The organism is Bradyrhizobium sp. 604_D8_N2_3 (assembly GCF_051810765.1).
GTDB classification, from domain to species: Bacteria; Pseudomonadota; Alphaproteobacteria; order Rhizobiales; family Xanthobacteraceae; genus Bradyrhizobium; species Bradyrhizobium barranii.
In genome coordinates this window covers 7,812,500-7,832,774 of sequence record NZ_JBPWPM010000001.1, presented here as the reverse complement: position 1 = coordinate 7,832,774, position 20,275 = coordinate 7,812,500, and the positions used below count along the sequence as shown (strand labels likewise).

At 65.6% G+C, this 20,275-nt stretch carries 21 protein-coding genes and 1 tRNA gene; 12 read left to right on the top strand and 10 right to left on the bottom strand.

Annotation, left to right across the window (positions count from 1 at the left end):
• Positions 1-18 precede the first annotated feature (18 nt).
• The 8 genes from AB7245_RS37585 to AB7245_RS37550 all read left to right on the top strand — a co-directional run bounded on the left by AB7245_RS37585 (position 19) and on the right by AB7245_RS37550 (position 6,494).
• Entirely contained in the window at positions 19-477 is a 459-nt protein-coding gene (locus tag AB7245_RS37585) for a hypothetical protein (protein ID WP_245343970.1), read from the top strand.
• Positions 478-853: 376 nt separating this feature from the next.
• Complete coding sequence (locus AB7245_RS37580; RefSeq protein WP_085399151.1) at positions 854-1,804, top strand: aliphatic sulfonate ABC transporter substrate-binding protein; 951 nt, start codon at positions 854-856, stop codon at positions 1,802-1,804.
• Between the two features lie 38 nt (positions 1,805-1,842).
• The gene (locus AB7245_RS37575) at positions 1,843-2,805 is read left to right on the top strand and encodes a sulfonate ABC transporter substrate-binding protein (RefSeq protein WP_085399150.1); all 963 of its coding nucleotides are present in this window, start codon (positions 1,843-1,845) and stop codon (positions 2,803-2,805) included.
• A gap of 8 nt (positions 2,806-2,813) precedes the next feature.
• Positions 2,814-3,980: an FMNH2-dependent alkanesulfonate monooxygenase gene (gene ssuD / locus AB7245_RS37570; RefSeq protein ID WP_354080754.1), complete on the top strand. Its 1,167-nt coding sequence runs from the start codon at positions 2,814-2,816 to the stop codon at positions 3,978-3,980.
• Positions 3,977-4,783: an ABC transporter permease subunit gene (locus tag AB7245_RS37565; protein ID WP_085399149.1), complete on the top strand. Its 807-nt coding sequence runs from the start codon at positions 3,977-3,979 to the stop codon at positions 4,781-4,783. Before ssuD ends, AB7245_RS37565 begins: the two co-directional genes overlap by 4 nt.
• 7 nt (positions 4,784-4,790) lie before the next feature.
• A complete protein-coding gene (locus tag AB7245_RS37560; protein ID WP_063981197.1) occupies positions 4,791-5,627 on the top strand; it encodes an ATP-binding cassette domain-containing protein in 837 nt (278 codons plus the stop codon).
• A gap of 32 nt (positions 5,628-5,659) precedes the next feature.
• Positions 5,660-6,241, top strand: coding sequence for a flavin reductase family protein (locus AB7245_RS37555; protein ID WP_354080758.1), 582 nt, complete (start codon positions 5,660-5,662; stop codon positions 6,239-6,241).
• Between the two features lie 97 nt (positions 6,242-6,338).
• The gene (locus AB7245_RS37550; protein WP_028160973.1) at positions 6,339-6,494 is read left to right on the top strand and encodes a hypothetical protein; all 156 of its coding nucleotides are present in this window, start codon (positions 6,339-6,341) and stop codon (positions 6,492-6,494) included.
• A gap of 152 nt (positions 6,495-6,646) precedes the next feature.
• Here AB7245_RS37550 and AB7245_RS37545 read toward each other — a convergent pair whose 3' ends face one another.
• From AB7245_RS37545 to AB7245_RS37505, 9 genes are all read right to left on the bottom strand, one after another.
• Entirely contained in the window at positions 6,647-7,795 is a 1,149-nt protein-coding gene (locus tag AB7245_RS37545) for a M20 family metallopeptidase (RefSeq protein ID WP_085399147.1), read from the bottom strand.
• Between the two features lie 254 nt (positions 7,796-8,049).
• On the bottom strand, positions 8,050-9,435 hold the full coding sequence (flbD, locus tag AB7245_RS37540; protein WP_085399146.1) for a sigma-54-dependent transcriptional regulator FlbD: 1,386 nt from the start codon (positions 9,433-9,435) through the stop codon (positions 8,050-8,052).
• A 51-nt stretch (positions 9,436-9,486) separates the two neighbouring features.
• Complete coding sequence (fliN, locus tag AB7245_RS37535) at positions 9,487-9,837, bottom strand: flagellar motor switch protein FliN (RefSeq protein WP_018318401.1); 351 nt, start codon at positions 9,835-9,837, stop codon at positions 9,487-9,489.
• Between the two features lie 3 nt (positions 9,838-9,840).
• On the bottom strand, positions 9,841-10,464 hold the full coding sequence (locus tag AB7245_RS37530) for a FliH/SctL family protein (protein ID WP_085399145.1): 624 nt from the start codon (positions 10,462-10,464) through the stop codon (positions 9,841-9,843).
• A complete protein-coding gene (gene fliG / locus AB7245_RS37525) occupies positions 10,464-11,555 on the bottom strand; it encodes a flagellar motor switch protein FliG (protein ID WP_028153248.1) in 1,092 nt (363 codons plus the stop codon). Before fliG ends, AB7245_RS37530 begins: the two co-directional genes overlap by 1 nt.
• Positions 11,556-11,572: 17 nt before the next feature.
• On the bottom strand, positions 11,573-13,183 hold the full coding sequence (gene fliF / locus AB7245_RS37520; RefSeq protein WP_028153249.1) for a flagellar basal-body MS-ring/collar protein FliF: 1,611 nt from the start codon (positions 13,181-13,183) through the stop codon (positions 11,573-11,575).
• A 188-nt stretch (positions 13,184-13,371) separates the two neighbouring features.
• On the bottom strand, positions 13,372-13,647 hold the full coding sequence (gene sciP, locus AB7245_RS37515) for a CtrA inhibitor SciP (protein ID WP_002714638.1): 276 nt from the start codon (positions 13,645-13,647) through the stop codon (positions 13,372-13,374).
• A gap of 389 nt (positions 13,648-14,036) precedes the next feature.
• A complete protein-coding gene (locus AB7245_RS37510; protein WP_085399144.1) occupies positions 14,037-14,744 on the bottom strand; it encodes a flagellar hook assembly protein FlgD in 708 nt (235 codons plus the stop codon).
• A 13-nt stretch (positions 14,745-14,757) separates the two neighbouring features.
• Positions 14,758-16,323, bottom strand: a complete 1,566-nt coding sequence (locus AB7245_RS37505; protein WP_439035541.1) for a flagellar hook-length control protein FliK — start codon at positions 16,321-16,323, stop codon at positions 14,758-14,760.
• Between the two features lie 355 nt (positions 16,324-16,678).
• Here AB7245_RS37505 and mnmA point away from each other — a divergent pair, with 355 nt between their 5' ends.
• From mnmA to AB7245_RS37485, 4 genes are all read left to right on the top strand, one after another.
• The gene (gene mnmA / locus AB7245_RS37500) at positions 16,679-17,860 is read left to right on the top strand and encodes a tRNA 2-thiouridine(34) synthase MnmA (protein ID WP_085399142.1); all 1,182 of its coding nucleotides are present in this window, start codon (positions 16,679-16,681) and stop codon (positions 17,858-17,860) included.
• Positions 17,861-17,881: 21 nt separating this feature from the next.
• Positions 17,882-18,520 (top strand): class I SAM-dependent methyltransferase, encoded by a 639-nt coding sequence (locus AB7245_RS37495; protein WP_063981205.1) that lies wholly within the window; start codon positions 17,882-17,884, stop codon positions 18,518-18,520.
• Between the two features lie 154 nt (positions 18,521-18,674).
• Positions 18,675-19,037 carry a hypothetical protein gene (locus tag AB7245_RS37490; RefSeq protein WP_085399141.1) on the top strand — a complete coding sequence of 121 codons (363 nt, stop codon included), beginning with the start codon at positions 18,675-18,677 and terminating at the stop codon, positions 19,035-19,037.
• A gap of 242 nt (positions 19,038-19,279) precedes the next feature.
• Positions 19,280-19,356: transfer RNA gene (locus AB7245_RS37485), tRNA-Met, on the top strand.
• Positions 19,357-19,673: 317 nt separating this feature from the next.
• Here AB7245_RS37485 and AB7245_RS37480 read toward each other — a convergent pair.
• The gene (locus AB7245_RS37480; protein WP_085399140.1) at positions 19,674-20,252 is read right to left on the bottom strand and encodes a hypothetical protein; all 579 of its coding nucleotides are present in this window, start codon (positions 20,250-20,252) and stop codon (positions 19,674-19,676) included.
• Positions 20,253-20,275 lie beyond the last annotated feature (23 nt).

The following is a 20,275-nucleotide window of genomic DNA, read 5'->3' as shown; positions in this document are numbered from 1 at the left end:
GGCGACACACATGACGTCATGTCCATTGGCGTCATGTCCATCCAGTTCTGGCCCAAGCCGTGGCTTGAATCGTCTCTGGCTGCCGCGTCGGCGCTGATCGCGTTGCTGGTCGTCGTGCCGGCGCGCGCCGCCGGACCGTCCTCCATTTCCGGCTGCTGGACGCAGACCTCGCTTGTGCCTTACGCCCAGACGCCGCCCGGCAAGGAGTGGGGTTCGCGGACCTGGTGCTTCAGGCCAGATGGGACGATGACCAGTGTCCACATCGCATGCGGCCGCGGCGGTTGCGACGGTTGGGATCGGGACGGACGTTACCGCTGGCGACGGCCGATCGTGTGGATCTCCGACGTCGATACGTCAGACGACGGCAAGCATCAGACAAAGGTGTGGCGTCGATGTCGCGTCAGTTTCCGCGCCAGGGATCGCATGGTGCTCGAGAATTGCTATTTCTCGTCCGATCCCTGGGTGCGCGAGCACTGACCGCGCCTTGTCGGAGGCCCCGATCCACACACTGCCATGATGCCATCATGCTCCTGTTTTGCCCGACGTGTCAAACGAACTTCGGATAATACGTAAGTAACTATTTTCGCACGCCCCGGCTACTGTGCATGGGGTTGTTTTCGCGGTTTTTGGTTTCGGCCGCCAGTCATGAGATCGAACGCGCGCGGCCTTCACATCCGCGTGCAGAAAAATTCCATCTTCATTCGCTCCGCCGATTGAAAGATTAATCATGCGCTCCGCCACACGCGTAGTGCTCGCATCGCTATTTTCCCGCGCGTCTCGACACCTTTCCCTCCCCGCACCATCATTCCCCAGACCTGAATGAATGACGGCCGCGTGTGGCCGGGAGTCTGGAATGCAGCGTCGTGACTTCTTGAAATTGTCCGCTGGAACCGCAGTCGCGGCGGCGTTCACCTCCCGCGCGAACGCGCAAGGCGTGGTGAAGGAAATTCGTATCGGCTACCAGAAGACAGGCGTGCTGGTTATCACGCGCCAGCAGGCTTCCTTGGAAAAGCATTTCAATCCGCAAGGCATCGACGTGAAATGGGTCGAGTTCTCCTCGGGCCCGCCGATGATGGAGGCGATGAACGTCGGTAGTGTCGACTTCGGTTCTGTCGGCGATTCCCCGCCGGTGTTCGCCCAGGCCGCGGGTGCCGCGATCGTCTATGCCGCGGGCCAGCCCATCACCAACGGCCAGGGCATCCTGGTGCCGAAGGATTCGCCGATCCGCTCGATCGCCGACCTGAAGGGCAAGCGTATCGGTTTCACCAAGGGGTCCAGCGCCCACAATGTCGTGGTGCAGACGCTGGAGAAGGCCGGGCTCACCTATGCCGACATCACGCCGGTCTATCTGACGCCGCCCGATGCCGGTCCCGCCTTCGCCAATGGCAGCATCGAGGCCTGGGCGATCTGGGATCCCTATTTCGCGATCGGTGAGACCAAGCAGGGCGGCCGCATCCTGATCAATGCGCGCGAAGTCACCAAGACCAATTCCTTCTACATCGCCAACCGCGAGTTCGCGAAGACCTACGGCTCCATCCTGCAGCAGATCGTCGACGTCACGACCGCGACCGGCAAATGGGCCGAACAGCACCGCGGTGAGGTCGCCAGATCGCTCGCCGCCGTCACCGGCGTCCCGCTGGACATCCAGACGGTTGCGGCCGACCGCGCGAACTTCGTGGTTGGCCCCGTCACCGACGACATCGTCACGACCCAGCAGGGCGTCGCCGACCGCTTCTACAAGCTCGGCCTGATCCCGAAGCCGGTCGTCATTCGCGACATCGTCTGGCGAAACCCGGCAGCCTGATCGTGCCGACTACTCTTCCCACGCACAAGGGTTTGAACATGAGGCGTATCATTCAGCGTCTGATCGCGGCCATCGTTCTGTCGATCGGCATCGTCGCCGCCGCGGTCGGCACGTCCTACGGCCAGGACAAACAAGAGAAGGTGGTCCGCATCGGCTACCAAAAGTACGGCAAGCTGGTGCTGCTCAAGAGCAAGGGCACGCTGGAGCCGAAGCTCGCCGCCGACGGGTACAAGGTGGTGTGGACCGAATTCCCGTCCGGCCCGCCGCTGCTCGAAGCGCTCAATGTCGGCGCGATCGATTTCGGCAACACCGGTGAAGCCCCGCCGATCTTCGCGCAGGCCGCCGGCGCGCCGATCCAGTACGTCGCCTACGAGCCGCCAGCGCCGAAGGGCGAGGCGATCCTGGTGCCGAAGGACAGCCCGCTGAAATCGGTCGCCGATCTCAAGGGCAAGAAGGTCGCGCTCAACAAGGGCTCCAACGTCCACTATCTCCTGGTCAAGGCGCTGGAGAAGGCGGGCGTCAAATATTCCGAGATCGAGCCGGTGTTCCTGGCGCCGGCCGATGCGCGCGCCGCCTTCGAGCGCGGCGCGGTCGATGCCTGGGTGATCTGGGATCCGTTCCAGGCCGCGGCGGAAGCCGCCACCGGCGCGCGCACGCTCGCCGACGGCACCGGCATCGTCGCCAACTACCAGTTCTATTTCGCCTCGAAGAAATTCCTCGAAGCCAACCCGAAGATCGTCGACGCCGTGCTGGCTGAGCTGAGTTCGGTCGACGATTGGGCCAAGGGCGACATCCACGCGGTTGCCGAGCAGCTCGCGCCGGCGATCGGCCTGTCCGTCCCGGTGGTCGAGGTGGCGCTGAAGCGGCAGGCCTACGGCATCAAGCCGATCACCGATGCCGTCATCGCCGATCAGCAGCAGGTTGCGGATGCGTTCTTCGCGCTCAACCTGATCCCCAAATCCATCAAGATTTCCGACGTGGCTCGGAAACCAGGATCGTGAGCAAGCACATGAGTAAGCAGTCCAACGCCAACATCCTCTGGTTCCTGCCGACCCACGGCGATGGCCGTTATCTCGGTACGGGAATCGGCGGCCGCGAGGTCAACTTCAACTATCTGCGCCAGATCGCGCAGGCCGCCGACCAGCTCGGCTATTACGGCGTGCTGCTGCCGACCGGGCGGTCTTGCGAGGATTCCTGGATCGTCGCTTCCTCGGTCGCGCCGTTCACTGAGCGGCTGCGCTATCTGGTGGCTGTCCGTCCCGGCCTGCAATCGCCGAGCGTGGCGGCGCGCATGACCGCGACGCTCGACCGCGTCACCAATGGTCGGCTTCTCGTCAACGTCGTCACCGGCGGCGATCCCGTCGAGAACAAGGGCGACGGTATCTTCCTCGGCCATGACGAGCGCTACGAGGTCACCCGCGAATTCCTCAACGTCTATAGCGACCTGCTCGCCGGCAAGACCGTCAATGTCGAGGGCAAGCACATCCATGTCGAGGGTGGCAAGTTGCTGTTTCCGCCGGTGCAGTCGCCGCGGCCGCCGCTCTATTTCGGCGGTTCGTCCGATGCCGGCATCGACGTCGCCGTCGACGCCGTCGACAAATATCTCACCTGGGGTGAGCCGCCGGCTCTGGTTGCCGAGAAGATCGCGAAGGTGAGGGAGGTCGCAGCTGCGCGCGGCCGCAAGCTCTCCTTCGGCATTCGGCTTCATGTGATCGTCCGCGAGACCAATGACGAGGCCTGGCGCGCCGCGAACGAGCTGATCAGGCATGTCAGCGACGAGACCATCGCGCTGGCGCAGAAGAACTTTGCCCGCATGGACTCCGTCGGCCAGCAGCGCATGGCGCAGCTCCATGGCGGCAAGCGCGACAAGCTCGAGATCGCCCCGAACCTGTGGGCCGGTGTCGGTCTCGTGCGCGGCGGCGCCGGCACGGCGCTGGTCGGCGACGCCCAGACGGTGGCGGCCCGCATCAGGGAGTATCAGGACATCGGCATCGATACCTTCATCATGTCGGGCTATCCGCATCTGGAGGAAGCCTATCGCTTCGCCGAGCTGGTGTTCCCGCTGCTCTCGCTGGAGCAGCCGAGCAACGTGACCAAACTGCACTTCAATAGCGGTCCCTTTGGCGAGACCGTCGGCAGCGATTACCGTCCGCAGCAGCGAGTGTCCGAGTCATGAGCCTGATCGACAGCGTTTCACTTCCGCGCAGCTTCCGCCTGCCGCGGGTTGACGGCCTGATCCAGTGGGTCGTGCCGCTCGCCATCATCGCGATCTGGCAGGTCGCGAGCGTCACCGGCTTCGTGCCGGTTCGCGTGCTGCCGGCGCCGAGCGATGTCGTGCTCGCCGGCTGGAAGCTGCTGCTCTCCGGCGAGCTCGTCCGCAACATCTGGGTGTCGTTCTGGCGCGCCTCGATCGGCTTCCTGATCGGCGGCGGCATCGGTTTCGCGTTCGGGCTCGCCAACGGCCTGTCGCAGCTCTCGGCCAAGCTCACCGACACGACGTTACAGATGGTGCGCAACGTGCCGCATCTGGCGCTGATCCCGCTGGTCATTCTGTGGTTCGGCATCGACGAGAGCGCAAAACTGTTCCTGGTGGCGCTCGGCGTGTTCTTCCCGATCTACCTCAACACGCTGCACGGCATCCGTACCGTCGATCCGCAGCTGATCGAGATGGGCCGCATCTACGGCATGACCGACAGCGAGCTGTTCCGCCGCGTGATCTTCCCCGGCGCGTTGCCCTCGATCTTCGTCGGCATCCGCTTTGCGCTCGGCATCATGTGGCTCACCCTGATCGTCGCCGAGACCATCGCGGCGTCTTCAGGCCTCGGCTACATGGCGATGCAGGCGCGCGAGTTCATGCTGATCGACGTCGTCGTGCTCTCGATCCTGATCTACGCCCTGCTCGGCAAGCTCGCCGACAGCGCCTCCCGCGTGCTGGAGCGCCTGACGCTCTCCTGGCACCCCGCCTTCCAGAAACGCTGAGAGTGACATGCAGACAGCTCTTCGTACGGCCCTTCCCGAAACCGAGCTCGCCAGCCGCGCCAATTTCGTGCCGCAGGCACGCGTCGTGCGCGAGGAGCGCCCGGCGCAGACGACAGGCCTGCCGCTCAGCATCCGTGGCTTGCGCAAATCCTACGGCGACAACGAGGTGCTGCGCGGCATCGACCTGCACATTCCCGCCGGCCAGTTCGTCGCCATCGTCGGCAAGAGCGGTTGCGGCAAGAGCACGCTGTTGCGGCTGATCGCCGGCCTGGAAAAGTTCGAGGCCGGCAGCATCAGCTTCGGCCAGGATGTCCAGCCCGAGGACATCCGCGTGATGTTCCAGGAGCCACGGCTGCTGCCCTGGGCGCGGGTGCTCTCCAATGTCGAGGTCGGTCTCGGCCGTAATCGCTCATCCAGTGATGCGCATGCGCGCGCCGAGAAGGCGCTGACCGAGGTTGGGCTGACCGACAAGCGTGATCAGTGGCCGTCGGTGCTGTCGGGCGGCCAAAAGCAGCGCGTTGCGCTCGCCCGTGCGCTGGTCTCCCATCCGCGTGTGCTCGCCTTCGACGAGCCGCTCGGCGCGCTGGACGCGCTTACCCGGATCTCGATGCAGCGGCTGCTGGAGCGGGTCTGGCGCGACCAGGGCTTTACCGCGATCCTGGTGACCCATGACGTCGCCGAGGCCGTCGCGCTGGCCGACCGGGTCCTGGTGATCGACGAGGGCCGGATTGCCCACGATGTTACGGTTAACACCGCCCGGCCGCGCGAACGCGGCTCCGCCGAGCTCGCAAGCCTCGAAGGCTCGATCCTGAGCCATCTTTTGTCGGCGGACGATCGTACCTAAATACAGGGGAACCCCGCTTCGGGGACCATGCCATGAATGTAGTGCCTCGCGATCTCATGACTGAAACTGCCGTCTCGTCCGCCGATTTCCGCGGCGCCATGCGCCACCTCACCGGCGGTGTCAGCGTCATCACCGCCGGGCGGGGCAAGGACATCACCGGCATGACGGTGACCTCGGTGACCTCGCTGGCGGTCGAACCGCCGACGCTGCTGGTCAGCATCAACCGCGATGCCTCGTCCTTCCCGCTGATCCGCCGCTACGGCGCCTTCGGCGTCAACATCCTCGCGGCTGACCAGCTGGACGTCGCCGAGCGTTTTGCCGGCAAGGGCGGGCTGAAGGGGGCCGATCGCTTTGCGGGCAGCCAGTGGGTCACCGCGGTCTCGGGCGTTCCGCTGCTGGTCGGTGCATTGTCCGCGGTCGATTGCGAGGTCGAGGAGATCGTCGAGCGCCACTCGCACGGCATCGTCATCGGGCGCGTCAGCAGCGTCAGGAATTCGACCCGCAATGCTGCATTGGCCTATTGGCACGGCCAGTATGTGGCGGTCGACCAGGACGAAGACGCGGCGAGGCTCGCCGAGGTCAGCGTTCCCGCCCGCGGCCTGCGCGGCGTTTGATCGCTGCGCTAGGGCGGCCCGCAGGCTGGCCTTTTCCCCGTCATCGCTCTAGAAGCGCCCTTAGCCGTCCCGTCCGGGACGGCAATGGAGCGGAACGATGAAGCGCGTCGCGACCTGGGCCTTCTACGCCATCGGCGCGCTCGCGATCGGCTACCTCGCGCTCTACGCCTATGCGATGTTCAGCGGCCAGCCGATCGTGCCGGGCGACCCCATCCACATCTTCCGCAAGCCGGACGCGCCGAGTTATTCGTAGTCTCTCTCCTCGTCATGGCCGGGCTCGACCCGGCCATCCACGTACGAGTCTCGTAGGGTGGGCAAAGGCGCTCTTGCGCCGTGCCCACCATCTATCCGCGGCGACCGAATTGGTGGGCACGCTTCGCTTTGCCCACCCTACGGCACCTTCGTTCACCCCCGCAAAATCGCCAGCGCCAGCGCCTGGGCGCGCGGCACGATGCTGTCGAGTTCGAGATATTCCTCCGGCGTGTGCGCGAGCCCGCCGACCGGCCCGAGGCCGCAGATGGTCGGTGTGCCGACTGCCGCCGTGAAGCCGGAATCGGCGCAGCCGCCTGAAAACTCGCCTTGGAGCGTGGTGAGGCCGACCTGCTTCGCGGCGGCTTGATAGCCTTCGAACAGCGCCTTCGACTCCGCGCTCTGCACCACGGGCACGAACTCGCCCTTGACGGTCAGCGTCGCGCTGGTGCCGGGCACGTAAGGTGTCGCGATGATCTTCTCGATCGCCGCCATGATCCTCGCACGATCCGCCGGATCGACGTAACGCAGGTCGATCTGGCCCTCGGCTGAGGGCGCCGTGGTGTTCACCGACTGTCCGCCCGAGACGAGACCGACATTCAGCGTGATGCCCTTGTCGAGATCGGTCAGCGCGTGGATATGGACGATCTTGTGCGCGAGCTCGCCGATCGCGCTGACGCCCGCGGCGAAATTGGCGCCGGAATGCGCGGCTTTGCCGGTGATGGCAAAGTGCATGAAGATGCCGCCCTTGCGGCCGGTGACGATGTTGCCGGTCGGCCGTCCCGGCTCGGAATTGAACACGGCGCGTGCGGCGCGTCCCTCGCGCTCGATCACCGGGCGCGAGGAGGGCGAGCCGATCTCCTCGTCCGAGGTGATCAGCACCTTGATCGGATGCGGGCTGCCGCCGAACTTGTGGAAGGCGGTCGCCACGAAGATGTTCATTACGACGCCGGACTTCATGTCGGCAACGCCGGGTCCATAGGCGCGCTTGCCCTCAATCGTGAACGGACGCCGTCCGGCCTCGCCCTTGCCGAACACGGTGTCGCGATGGCCCATCAACAGCACCGGCTTCTCGTTGCTGCCGGGTTTGGCGATCTCGGCATGGATCGCATCGCCGAAGGTGGCGTTGCTCTCGCGCCGGAACAAAATGCCGTGCTCGGCAAAATGCCGCTCGAACCGCGCACCGACCGCATCGACGCCTTCCTTGTCATAGGATCCGGAATCGATGTTCACGACATCGCGCAGCAGATCGATCATCGCCTGCCGCTGCGACGCCAGCCAGTCCGTGATTTGAGCTTCCGACATGTGTATCCTCGCGTTGTTCTCACGCGGGGTTATAGGGCCTGACGTCGCCATGGCCTAGTCGGCTAGCGCGGTCCCGTTATGCGAGGAGCGCTCTCAACGCCGTCATTGCGAGCGTAGCGAAGCAATCCAGCTATCACCGCGGAGGAATTCTGGATTGCTTCGCTGCGCTCGCAATGACGAGGTTGGCAGCCTGCATCCAAAAAAATGCCCGGGACCAGCCCGGGCATCTGCATTCTTTCAGTAGGGGGAGAGACTTACGCCCCCACCATCGGCATCCGCGGATATTCGCCCGGCGTTCCCGCCGGCGTGATCGGGATGCCGCCGTCGGAATATTCGTTGAGCTTGTTGCGCAGCGTGCGGATCGAGATGCCGAGGATGTTGGCGGCATGGGTCCGGTTGCCGAGGCAGTGCTTCAGCGTCTCCAGGATCAGGTCGCGTTCGACGTCAGCGACGGTGCGTCCCACAAGCGCCCGCGTCACCTGCTCGGCGGCCATGGTCGCATGCGCCACGGCCGGCGCGGTCTTGGCGAGGTCGAGGCGGTCGCCGTCGGGTGTGAGGATCGCGTCGGGGCCGATCTCGTCGCCCTGCGCCATCAGCACCGAGCGGTGCATGGTGTTTTCGAGCTCGCGGACGTTGCCCTGCCAGCGGTTGGTGGAGAGCACGCGGCGCGCGTCCGCGGAGATCGGGCGCACCGGTACGCCGTTGGCGTCGGCATATTTCTTCACGAAGTGCTGGGCGAGCTCGAGGATGTCGAGGGGACGCTCGCGCAGCGGCGGGATCTTCAAATTCACGACGTTGAGGCGGAACAGCAGATCCTCGCGGAACGTGCCTTCGCGCACGGCTTCCGCCAGGTTGCGGTTCGAGGTCGCGATGATGCGGATGTCCACTGGCACCGGCTTGGTGCCGCCGACGCGGTCGATCACGCGCTCCTGGATGGCGCGCAGCAGTTTTGATTGCAGGCGGACGTCCATCTCCGAGATTTCGTCGAGCAGCAGCGTGCCGCCGGTCGCTTCCTCGAACTTGCCGATGCGGCGCGCGATCGCGCCGGTGAAGGCGCCCTTCTCGTGGCCGAACAGTTCGGATTCCAGCAGATGCTCCGGGATCGCGGCGCAGTTGATCGAGATGAAGGGACGCTTGGCGCGGGCCGAGCGGGTGTGGACGTAGCGGGCCAGCACTTCCTTGCCGGTGCCGGATTCGCCGGTGACCATCACCGAGGCGTCGGAGCCCGCGATCTGCTGGGCGAGCTTGATCACCTTGGCCATGGCTTCGTCGCGATAGACCAGCTCGCGGGAATCGTTGGCGACCGCGGCCAGCACCGCGGCGATCAGCTCCGGATCCGGCGGCAGCGGAATGTATTCCTTGGCGCCGGCGTGGATCGCCGCGACCGCGGCGCGGGCGTCGTTGGTGATGCCGCAGGCGACGATCGGCGCGTGGATGTGCTCGGCCTCGAGCCGCATCACGAGGTCGCGGATGTCGAGGGCGACGTCGACCAGCAGGAGGTCGGCGCCCTTGCCGCCGCGCAGCACGCGCATCGCCTGCTCGTGATCCTCGGCATGGGTCACGGTGGCGCCGTTCTCCATCGCGATCTTGGTGGCGGTGGTGAGCTGGCCCTTCAATGTGCCAACGATGAGAAGCCGCATGTCAGTCTCCTGTCCGTCTGGTCGCGCTGCCGCGCGTCATTCCTTGCGCTACTAGCTGCGTTCGGTCTTGATGATTTCGGTCATGGTCACGCCGAGCTTGTCCTCGACCAGGACGACTTCACCGCGGGCGACCAGCTTGTTGTTGACGTAGATGTCGATGGCCTCGCCGACGCGCCGGTCGAGCTCGAGCACGGTGCCGGGCCCGAGCTTCAACAGCTCGCTGACGTCCATCTTGGAGCGGCCGAGCACGGCCGAGACCTGCACCGGCACGTCGAACACGGCCTCGAGGTCGGCGGCGGCGCGCGCAGCATATTCGTCCTCGTTGTAGCCGACGTCCGTACCGGTCGGCGGCATCGGGCCGTTGAGATCGGGCAGCGGGACCTGTCCGTCGGTGTCGCTCATGGCTTAGCTCCCCCTGCGGGACGCGATATAGCGTCCGACCATTTCGTCGATCTTGGCCGCGATGGCGCCGCGTTCCAGCACGACGCCGCCGTCGGCCCATTCGATCCGGCAGTCGCCGGTGGCGATATCGGGCTCGGCCAGGATCACCAGCCGGCCCTCGAAGCCGCTCTGCTTGGCGAGCCGCTCCATCTTCTCGCGCGCGCTGTCGTAGAGCGCGTCGTTGATGCGCACGACGAGATGCGGCGTCGCGACAAGGTGCGAGAAGCAGTCCTTGACCAGCGCCATGATCTCGCCGAGCGGTTCGGCAGCGACCAGATCGGCGCACAGCTTGCGCGCCACCGCCACCGCCACGTCGACCGCCTCGGTCTCCATCTTGGTCTCGATGTTGCCGATGCCGGCGGCGACGCCGCGGACACTGATGTTGATCTCTTCCATGGCGAGCGCGACGCGGCGGTCGCTCTCGGCCTTGGCTTCGCGCTGGCCGGCGGCAAAGCCGTCCTGATAGGCGCGTGCCTCGGCTTCCGCGATCTTCTGGGCGATCTCGGCGGCGGTCGCAGCCTTCTCGCGCGGCGACCGCTCGGGCGCCGCGAAGTCGGTGTCGAACAGGAATTTTGCCGGGGCGCCCATCAGTACACCAGCTCGTCGTCGGCGCGGTTCTTGGTCAGCATGATCTCGCCCTTGGCGGCGAGGTCCTTGGCGAGGTTGACCAGCAGCGCCTGGGCCTCGTCGACGTCGCGCAAGCGGACCGGGCCCATCGCCGCCATGTCGTCCTGGAGCATCTTGGCCGCGCGCGAGGACATGTTGCCGAAGAAGAAGTTGCGGACGTCCTCGTTGGCGCTCTTGAGCGCGACGCCGAGCTTGTCCTTGTCGACATTGCGCATCAGGGTCTGGGCCGAGCCGGAATCCAGCTTCACGAGGTCGTCGAAGGTGAACATCAGCGCCTTGATGCGCTCTGCCGATTCGCGGTTGTCCTCCTCCAGCGAGGTGATGAAGCGGGTTTCGGTCTGGCGGTCGAAATTGTTGAAGATTTCCGCCATCACCTCGTGGGCGTCGCGGCGGCGGGTCTGTGACAGGTTGGACATGAATTCGGTGCGCAGCGTCTTCTCTACGCTCTCGATCACCTCCTTCTGCACCGCTTCCATCTTCAGCATGCGGTTGACGACGTCGAGCGCGAGCTCCTCGGGGAAGATGCCGAGCACGCGCGCGGCGTGTTCCGGCTTCAGCTTCGACAGCACGACTGCGATGGTCTGCGGATATTCGTTCTTGAGGTAGTTGGCGAGGACCTCTTCCTGCACGTTGGAGAGCTTTTCCCACATGTTGCGGCCGGCGGGGCCGCGGATCTCGTCCATGATGCCGTTGACGCGCTCCGGCGGCAGGTACTGCTGCAGCAGCCGCTCGGTGGCGTCGAAATTGCCCATCAGCGCGCCGGAAGCCGACATGCGCGAGACGAATTCGAGCAGCATGTCCTCGACCGTGTCGACCTCGACGGTGCCGAGCGTCGACATTTCCAGCGAGAGCTGGCGCACCTCGTCGTCGTCGAGCATCGACCAGATCTTGCCGCCATATTGCTCGCCCAGCGCCAGCATCAGGATCGCGGCGCGCTTGGGTCCCGTCACCGCTTCGGTCTTGCCGCCCGCGCGGCTGCCCTGGCGGGCACCGAGCGTCGAGATCACGCTGGTGATGTCGTTGGAGTTGGCGTTTTGCAGGTTGCCGGCCATGTCAGTTCACTTCTCGATTATTTCGCGGGTTCGGTCAGCCATTGGCGGATGATGGCGACGGTTTCGTTGGGGTTGCGCTCGGCGAGCTCGCCGACGCGATGAACGGACTGGGCATGGACCTGGCCCTGAATGGTGGCGACGTCGATCGCGCTCGCGGCGCCGCCCGGCAGCAGCGCCTGCCCGGCAGGCGCTGCCTCCTCCGAAGCGGCGGGGCCGGCGAGGGCGCCGGAGATCGCGGCGGCGACCTCCTCGGAGGCGAGGATGCGCTTGACCAGCGGCCGGATCACCAGGAACAGCACGACCAGGCCGAGCAGCATCATCACGCCGAGCTCGACGAAGTACATGACGTCGTCCTTGGTGAACTGGAGCATGCCAAGGAAACCGGAGGGCTCGGCGATCGGGGCGGTGGAGGGGGCGTCGGCAAAGCGCAGGTTGACGACCTCGACCTGGTCGCCGCGCTTCTGGTCGAAGCCGATCGCCGAGCGCACCAGGGTGGCGATGCGGTCGAGCTGTTCCTTGGTGCGGTCCGTGTAGGCGAGCTCGCCCTTGTCGTTCTTGGAATAGATGCCGTCGACCAGCACCGCGACCGAGATGCGGTTGACCCGGCCGGCCTCGGTCACCTCGGTCTTGGTGGTGCGGGAGATCTCGTAATTGTTGGTCTCTTCGGTCTTCTTGCTCTGGTCCTTCGCCGTCGGACCGCTGTTCTGCTGGTTGCCGGGCAGCTCGTTGTTGACGGTGACCTGGCCGTTGTTGTCGGCGGTGAGGCTGCTCTCTTCCCGGGTCTGGCTCGAGCGCAGCACGCGGCCCTCGGGATCGAACTTGTCCGAGGTCTGGGTGATCTTGTTGAAGTCGAAATCGGCGGAGAGCTGGACGCGGGCGCGGCCGGAGCCGACCACGGAGGAGACGATGTCCTCGACCTGCTTGCGCATCCGCTTCTCGAAGGCGGTGCGGCGCTCGTCGCCGACCGCCTGCTCCGGATCGGTCGCGGCGCCGTCGGCGAGCAACGAGCCGGCCTCGTCGACGATCGAGACCCGCTGCGGCTTCAGCCCGTTGACGGCGGAGGCGACGAGGTGACGGATGGCACGGATCTGCTGGGCCTCGAGCGAGCCGCGGACCCGCACCACGATCGAGGCCGACGGCTCCGGCGCCTCGCGCGAGAACAGCGGGCGCTCGGGCAGCACGAGGTGGACGCGGGCGGCCTGGATGCGGTCGATGGCGCGGATGGTGCGGGCGAGCTCGCCTTCGAGTGCGCGGAGATGATTGATGTTCTGGACGAAAGAGGTGGTGCCGAGCGCATCCGACTTGTCGAACACTTCGTAGCCGACGCCGCCGCCCTTTGGCAGGCCGCCCTCGGCGAGCTTCATCCGCAGGCGGGTGACCTTGTCCTTGGGCACCATGATGATGCTGCCTTCATTGCGCAGCTCGAACTGGATGCCCTGTCGCTCCAAATCCTTGATAATGCCCGAAGAATCCTCGACCGAGAGGTCGGTGAACAGCGTCGTCATCTGCGGCGTGGTCACGCGCATGATGACGAACGCGAAGAAGCCGATGAGCGCGGCGGTGACCGCGATCATCGCCCCGAACCGGGCGGCGCCGATACCCTTCAAAAAGTCCGCAAGACCTTGCAAGCAACCGCCCCGAAGCTTCGACCCGCAACCGAGCGGTCGACTGGGCAATTATTGCCTAGGTGATGGTTTCGATATGGTTAACGAAGGTTAAGAGCTGGGACAAAAGTCGCGCCAAAAGGAAACATGAAAAAAATCGGCCTCGCGGTGCGAGGCCGATTTTCGTCAAAAGCTGCAGATTTCCGGATCGCTTACTGGCGATATTGCTGGATGCGGGTGGTGCGAAGACCCGCCAGACCGTGCTGGTCGATGGAAAACTGCCAGGAGAGGAATTCGTCGACCGTCAGGGTATAACGGCTGCAGGCCTCCTCGAGGGAGAGAAGTCCGCCACGCACAGCGGCGACGACTTCGGCCTTGCGGCGGATGACCCAGCGTTTGGTGCCGGGTGCGGGCAGATCTGCGATCGTCAGCGGACTGCCGTCCGGCCCGATGACGTATTTTACCCTCGGGCGATGGGGTTCTGTCATGGCGTACTCACAAACTCTCAACCACTGAACTCACGCCGTAACCCTACGCGTGCGGGCTTAAAAATCCGCTAAGCCTAAGGCTTCAATACAATTCTCGTTGAAAATGGCTGGAACACAGCCGGCCCGGAGGGCTGGACACCATGATCCGAGCCGTCCGAGCAGGGTCTTCGTAAATACTTTACTAACGAATGGAGCCGGCGAAGCCCCAACTGTCGTCCCGGGGCGCGCGTAGCGCGAGCCCGGGACCCATAACCCCAGTGAGTAGTTTGACGACGACTCGGGGTTACGGTCTCACGCGAAAACGACGTCCTGTGGTGATGGATCCCCGCGCCGTGCGCAGTTGCGCACTAGGCGGGGATCACATCTCGTGTGTGGCGAGGCGCGCGCCTTTAGTTGCTGCTGGTGGCGATGATGCTCTTCACCTGGCTCAGGGTGTAGCTGGCGCCGTCGATGGTGAGCAGCGGCGGCGACTGGGTCAGGTCGACGGACGACACCACGCCCTGCACCTGCGCGGCGATGCCGACATTGTTGTTCGCCACGTCCTTACCCGTCGCCGTGATCGTGTACTTGCCGTCCGGCCATTGCGTGCCGTCATTGCCCATTCCGCTCCAGGTGAAGGGAATGTCGGTGCCGGCAGCGGCGGTATATTTACCGGTGAACACCGTCTGGCCGGTGGAATTGGCAACGGTGATGTCCACGGTCGAGTCGGTCGGCACGTTGAGATGCCAGGTCGCCGACGAGTTCGTCATGGTCGCGGTCGAGCCGTCGACCAGCGCGGTCTTGCCGACGAAGCCCAGTGCCTGAGTCGCCTGCGTGGTCTGTTGCAGGGTGACGAGCTGGGACAGTGAATCGTTGGTCTTGAGCTGCTGCTCGACGCCGGCGAACTGCACGAGCTGCTGGGTGAACTGGTTGGTGTCGAGCGGATCGAGCGGGTTCTGGTTCTGCAGCTGCGTCGTCAGCAGCGTCAGGAAGGTCTGGAAGTTGCCGGCGAGCGTCGCGCCCGTGTTCGAGCTCAGCGAGTTCGACGAGGACGACTTCGGGACGTCGGTGGTCCCGGAGACGGGCGTCGGGGCGGTGGCGGCATTCGTGGTGGTCATGTTCGAATACTCCTCACACTCTGATGTCGACGCCGCTGCTCGATCCGAGCATGCGGCCGTAGCCGCGCCCGACGGGCGCCGCAGCAACGGTGTCGTCTTCGCTGATGATCAGCCGGCGGGCATTGCCGCCATTGTCGTTGTTCTGGCCGGAATTCTGGCCCGATGAATTCTGGTCGCGCAGGCTGAAGGACAGCCCGTTGCTGCCGGTCTTGAGGCCGGCATCGTCGAGCGCGCGCTGCAATTGCGGTGCGTCCTGCCGCAGCATCTGCAGCGTCTCCGGCTTCTCGACGGTGAGATGCGAGGTGACCTGGCCGTTGCGGTCGACATTGATGCGGACGTCGATGCGGCCGAGGTCGATCGGATCGAGGCTGATGTCGAAGCGCGTCTTGCCGGCCCGCGCGGCCGCCGCGATCTCGACCGGCACGCCGCTGATCGGCACGGGTGTGGAATTTGCCGCGGTCGCGGTGAGCGTCGCAGTCGATGCGGTGGCGGCCGACGTCGTATTGGTCAGCGGCGCCTGGATGGCGGAGGCGGCCTGCGCGCCGGTGTCGGTCGTGGGCACTGCGGCCTGCGTGCCCGCATGCGCGTGCGTGGTTGCCGTCACCGGCGTCGCATCGGAGCGGTCGGAGGCGCCGGCCTTCGCGTCGGTCGGGTTCGCCTCGGCCTGCGGCTTGGCGGCTTGCGCATGCGCGGTCGTCGCCGCGGTTTGCGTGGCGTTCGCCTTGCCCGCGTCCTGGCCGATATTGGAGACGTCGCTCTCGCGTTGCGCGGTCGCGACGGCCTTGAACGAAGGCTTCGGCGTGCCCTGGTCCACGGCGGTGACCAAGCCGCCATTGGTCTTGGCATCGGTCGCGGTGCCGTCGGTCGTGCCGGTGGCGGCATCGCCCAGCGTCGTCGTGGTGTCGGCATCGACCTTGGCACCCGCGGTCTTGGCGCCCTTGTCGCTCGCCGTGGCGGTGTCGGTCTTGCCGCCTGCGATCTGCGCCGCGGTCGAGGCGCTGGCGGCGATGCCGGCGGCCGCAATCGTCAGCGGCGAGGCGGCGGCGTCGCCGGCCTGGCTCGCGGCTGCGTTCGGATCGACCGGCACCACGGGCTGGGCCACCACTATGGCGTTCGGATCGGGCATAGCGACCTGCGCTGCGTCGGGCTGCACGGCGGCATCGGCGGTGGCGGCAACGGTGCCGTCGGTCTTGTCGCCCTTGGTGTTGTCGGATTTATCCGACGATTTGGCGTCGGAGGCCTCGGACTTGTCCTTGGTCGGCTTGGCCGGATCGGCCGTCGCGTCGCTCGCGGTGGGGGCCGATGTGTCGGTGTCGTCGTTCGCCTTGCTCTGCGAGGGCTGGTCGGTCGCGGCGGTATCGCGCGGGCCCTTGTCCGGGGCGGATGACGACGACTCGGTCCGCCGCGGCGCGGTGTCCTGCGACGGCGCGTTGTTGCTGATCGCCTGGGTGTTGCTGTCGACCAGCGAGCCGAAGGAGTCGTTGGTGGACGTGTCTTTGGAGCTCTGCGACCGGGCAGGCTTTTGCGGCGCGCTCTGGACTTGCACGCTGGCTGCTACGTCTGACGCCCGACCGACCACGGAAAACCTCTTGGCAACATCTTCGGCATAGGGGTAGCAAGGAGCGGGCCAGCTTCCTGAAGAGCTTCTTTATCAAGTAAAATCAAAATCTTGTGTGATTTTCGCCCTCGCCGCGAGGGGCGCCAAAGCCCCACCATTTCTGCCTCCCCGGCAAGAATTGCCCTAAGCGGCCGCCCGCGTGATTGCTTCACCGGAATGCGGCCTATATTAAAGAGCTGCTCTCAGCCGCTTTCGACCGGGCAGTCGTGCCCCCGGGGGAACCAAAGTTCCCGGGGAGCGTCGATGTCCCGCCGGAAGCCGAAATGTCCAAGTCATCGCGGATCGCGAACGCCGCCGTCACAACGCTTTAAGGCCCATGCTGAACAGTCTGGATCTCGAAGGCCGTCCTGAGGACACCAGGGTCGTCGTTGCCATGTCGGGCGGCGTCGATTCCTCGACGACGGCTGCGCTGCTCAAGGCCGAGGGCTATGACGTCGTCGGCATCACGCTGCAGCTCTACGACCATGGCGCGGCGACCCATCGCAAGGGCGCCTGCTGCGCCGGCCAGGACATCCACGACGCCCGCGACGTCGCCGCCAAGCTCGGCATCCCCCATTACGTGCTCGACTACGAGGATCGCTTTCGCGAGTCCGTCATCGACAATTTCGCCGACTCTTACGCGCTCGGCGAGACGCCGGTGCCGTGCATCGAGTGCAACCGCTCGGTCAAGTTCCGCGACCTCCTGAAGACCGCGCGCGAGCTCGGCGCGCAGGCGCTCGCCACCGGCCATTACGTCGCCTCGCGCCGCCGCGACGACGGCTCGCGCGCGCTGGTCTGCGCGGCCGACAGCGACCGCGACCAGAGCTACTTCCTGTTCGCGACCACGCAGGAGCAGCTCGACTTCCTGCGCTTCCCGCTCGGTGACATGACCAAGCCCGAGACGCGCGAGCTCGCGCGCCGCTTCGGTCTTGCGGTTGCCGACAAGCACGACAGCCAGGACATCTGCTTCGTGCCGACCGGCCGCTACACCGACATCATCACCCGCCTGCGTCCGAACGCGATGGACCCCGGCGACATCGTCGATCTCGAGGGACGCGTGCTCGGCCGGCACAACGGCATCGCCAATTTCACCGTCGGCCAGCGCCGCGGCCTCGGCATCGCCGCTCACGCGCCGCTGTTCGTGGTGCGGCTGGATGCTCCGGGCCGCCGCGTCGTCGTCGGCCCGCGCGATGCGCTGAAGATGCACCGCATCGTGCTGCGCGACGTCAACTGGATCGGCGACGGCGACATCGACCGCGCCATCGGCGCCGGCCTCGAGATGTTCGTGCGCGTCCGCTCGACCCGCAGCCCGCAGCCGGCCTGGCTGCGCGGCGGCAATGGCCATTACGAAGTCGAGCTCGTCGCCGGCGAGGAGGGCGTCTCGCCCGGCCAGGCCTGCGTGTTCTACGACGCGCCTTCGGGCCAGGCGCGCGTGCTCGGCGGCGGCTTCATCCAGAGCGCCGCCGCGAAAGTCGCAACGAGCACTGCGAGGCCGCTGGTGGAAGCGGTACGCGGCTAGAAAATTTCCGGGGCAGGGGGCATGGCAGCAGACATCTCGCGGGCCGGGGTCGAGAAGGCCTATGGCCGCTGGGCGCCGGTCTACGATCTCGTGTTCGGCAAGGTTTTTGACGCCGGACGGCAGTCGACCATCGCCGAGGCCGACCGGATCGGCGGCCGCATCCTCGACGTCGGCGTCGGCACCGGGCTTTCACTCTCCGATTATTCGCGCACCACGAAGATTTGCGGCGTCGACATCTCCGAGCCGATGCTGCGCAAGGCGCAGGCGCGCGTGCGCGCGCTGCGGCTTAGCAATGTCGAAGTGCTCTCGGTGATGGACGCGAAGAATCTCGCCTTCCCCGAAAACTTTTTCGATGCGGTGGTCGCGCAATATGTCATCACCGCCGTGCCCGATCCCGAAGGTACGCTCGACGAGTTCGTACGCGTGCTCAAGCCCGGCGGCGAGCTGATCCTGGTCAACCACATCGGCGCCGAGAGCGGCCCGCGCAAGCTGTTCGAGCTCGCCTTCGCGCCCATCGCCCGCCGCCTCGGCTGGCGCCCGGAATTCCCGTGGGACCGCCTCGTCAACTGGGCCGCCAGGCACCGCGGCGTCACGCTCGCCGAGCGCCGTCCGATGCCGCCGATGGGGCACTTCTCGCTGATCCGCTACGTCAAATCGTGAGAGCGATTTGCCGGGATCGCGCCGTCGGCCAGCACTGTTGCCGCGCAAGGCGTCTCGAAGGATCGGCCGCGAGGAAACCGCCAGCCAACTTCCCGCGCTTCAATTCGCCGTGCGTCGGCCGGAACCTCCGCATGGCCGGAGACGTTTCCTTCCCATGCGCACGACATCAAACATCATCCTGGCCAGCCTCCTGATCGCCGCCTCAGGCGCCGCGATCGCGCAGGCCCCGCCGCGACCTGCAACGCCGCCGCAAGCGACCGCGCCGCCGTCGGCCCAGCACGCCGCCAATTGCATGCCGCAGGACCGCCCGAACCGCGCCACCACGCCCGACGGCACCACCACCGGCCAGTCCCGGGAACCGCTCGGCGACAAACTGGCCAAATCCGACGGCGTGCTCTGCCCGCCCTCCGGCGTCGACCCCGACATGCACGCTCCGGCCCCCTCTACGGACGGTGCCATGCCGGTCATCCCGCCCCCCGGCAGCCCCGGCGGCGACCCGACGGTCAGGCCGAAATAGGCTGATTCTTCCTTCGCCCCTCCCGCTTGCGGGGAGAGGCCGGAGCGCATCGAAGGTGCGATCCGGGTGAGGGGGACTCCCCACGAGTCCGGTGCCGAAAAACCGCAGATTCTGGTGCCAAATTCGGCACAAACGGCCTTGTCCCGCCAAAGCTTTAGCGAAGGCGGATTGACAGCCCGCCGCCCCCTTCCTTATATGCCGCGCGTTCGCGAGATCGGCCGTTCCGCCGCTCGCGACCCTGTGGCGGGGTAGCTCAGCTGGTTAGAGCACGGGAATCATAATCCTGGGGTCGGGGGTTCGAGTCCCTCTCCCGCTACCACGATTCCATCGTAGTATCAGGCAGTTAGGCTGCGCGAGAAAACTCGCGAACGGTCTCGTAGCAAATCGGTAGCACGCATCCCCGACCCGACGGCAATCGAATCCTTGCTGAAAAGTGGTGTCTGCAACTACGATGGGCTGGACGGGCTCTCTTTCGTTCGCCTAGCGCATGAAGGATTCGCCTAATCGTTGTCGTGAGATCGAGCAGGGAACAGAAGCGCCGTGCGATGCTTTGTGGTTGTCCGGCTGCCGATTCCCAGGTTCGAGCCGTGGTGCGCCCACCAAGCTTTTCAATAGCTTAGGGGTTTGTCACGGTCGTCATTCCGACAGACGGGTCATGGCTATTCCGACAAACCGGCTGTCTTTGTACTTTTCTTCACGCCGTTTCTTCGTGCCGGAAATTAGCTGTTTCCGTGTGCGCTTTGCATAGGTCGGCAACTGCCGCGATGAGCGATGGCGGCCCGCGGCCCTGAGCTCAGCGTCCGTCAGATCGCTGTCAACGCCCTCGGTGAACCCGCCGTGGCGGAATGATGTAAAGGACAGTTCTTCCCGAAGATCGGCAGCGTGAACGATCTTTTTCACGACCCCGCGCAGGTAGCGAAGATCCTGCTTGGCTGTGATCCATGGCAGCGGGGTAGGTGACCTCCGGTGCGAATGGTCGCGTCGAAAGACCAGGCCGGACACGGTCGTCTGCTTGATTTCATTCAGCTCGGCCATCAGCTCCGGGAACAAGGTCGAGCCGGTCTCATCGAAAAGCGGCCACCAGGCTTCCTCGTCATTCTTTGGATGGACGATGCGCACGCTGTTCGGACGCTCTTTCGGTCGATAGTGGCTGATCTCGAGAGCACCAAAGACGTGCTCTTCTCTCCGGAGCCACTTGCGCCTGCCGTCTGCCACGTCGTGCTGATGCGGAGCGCGAT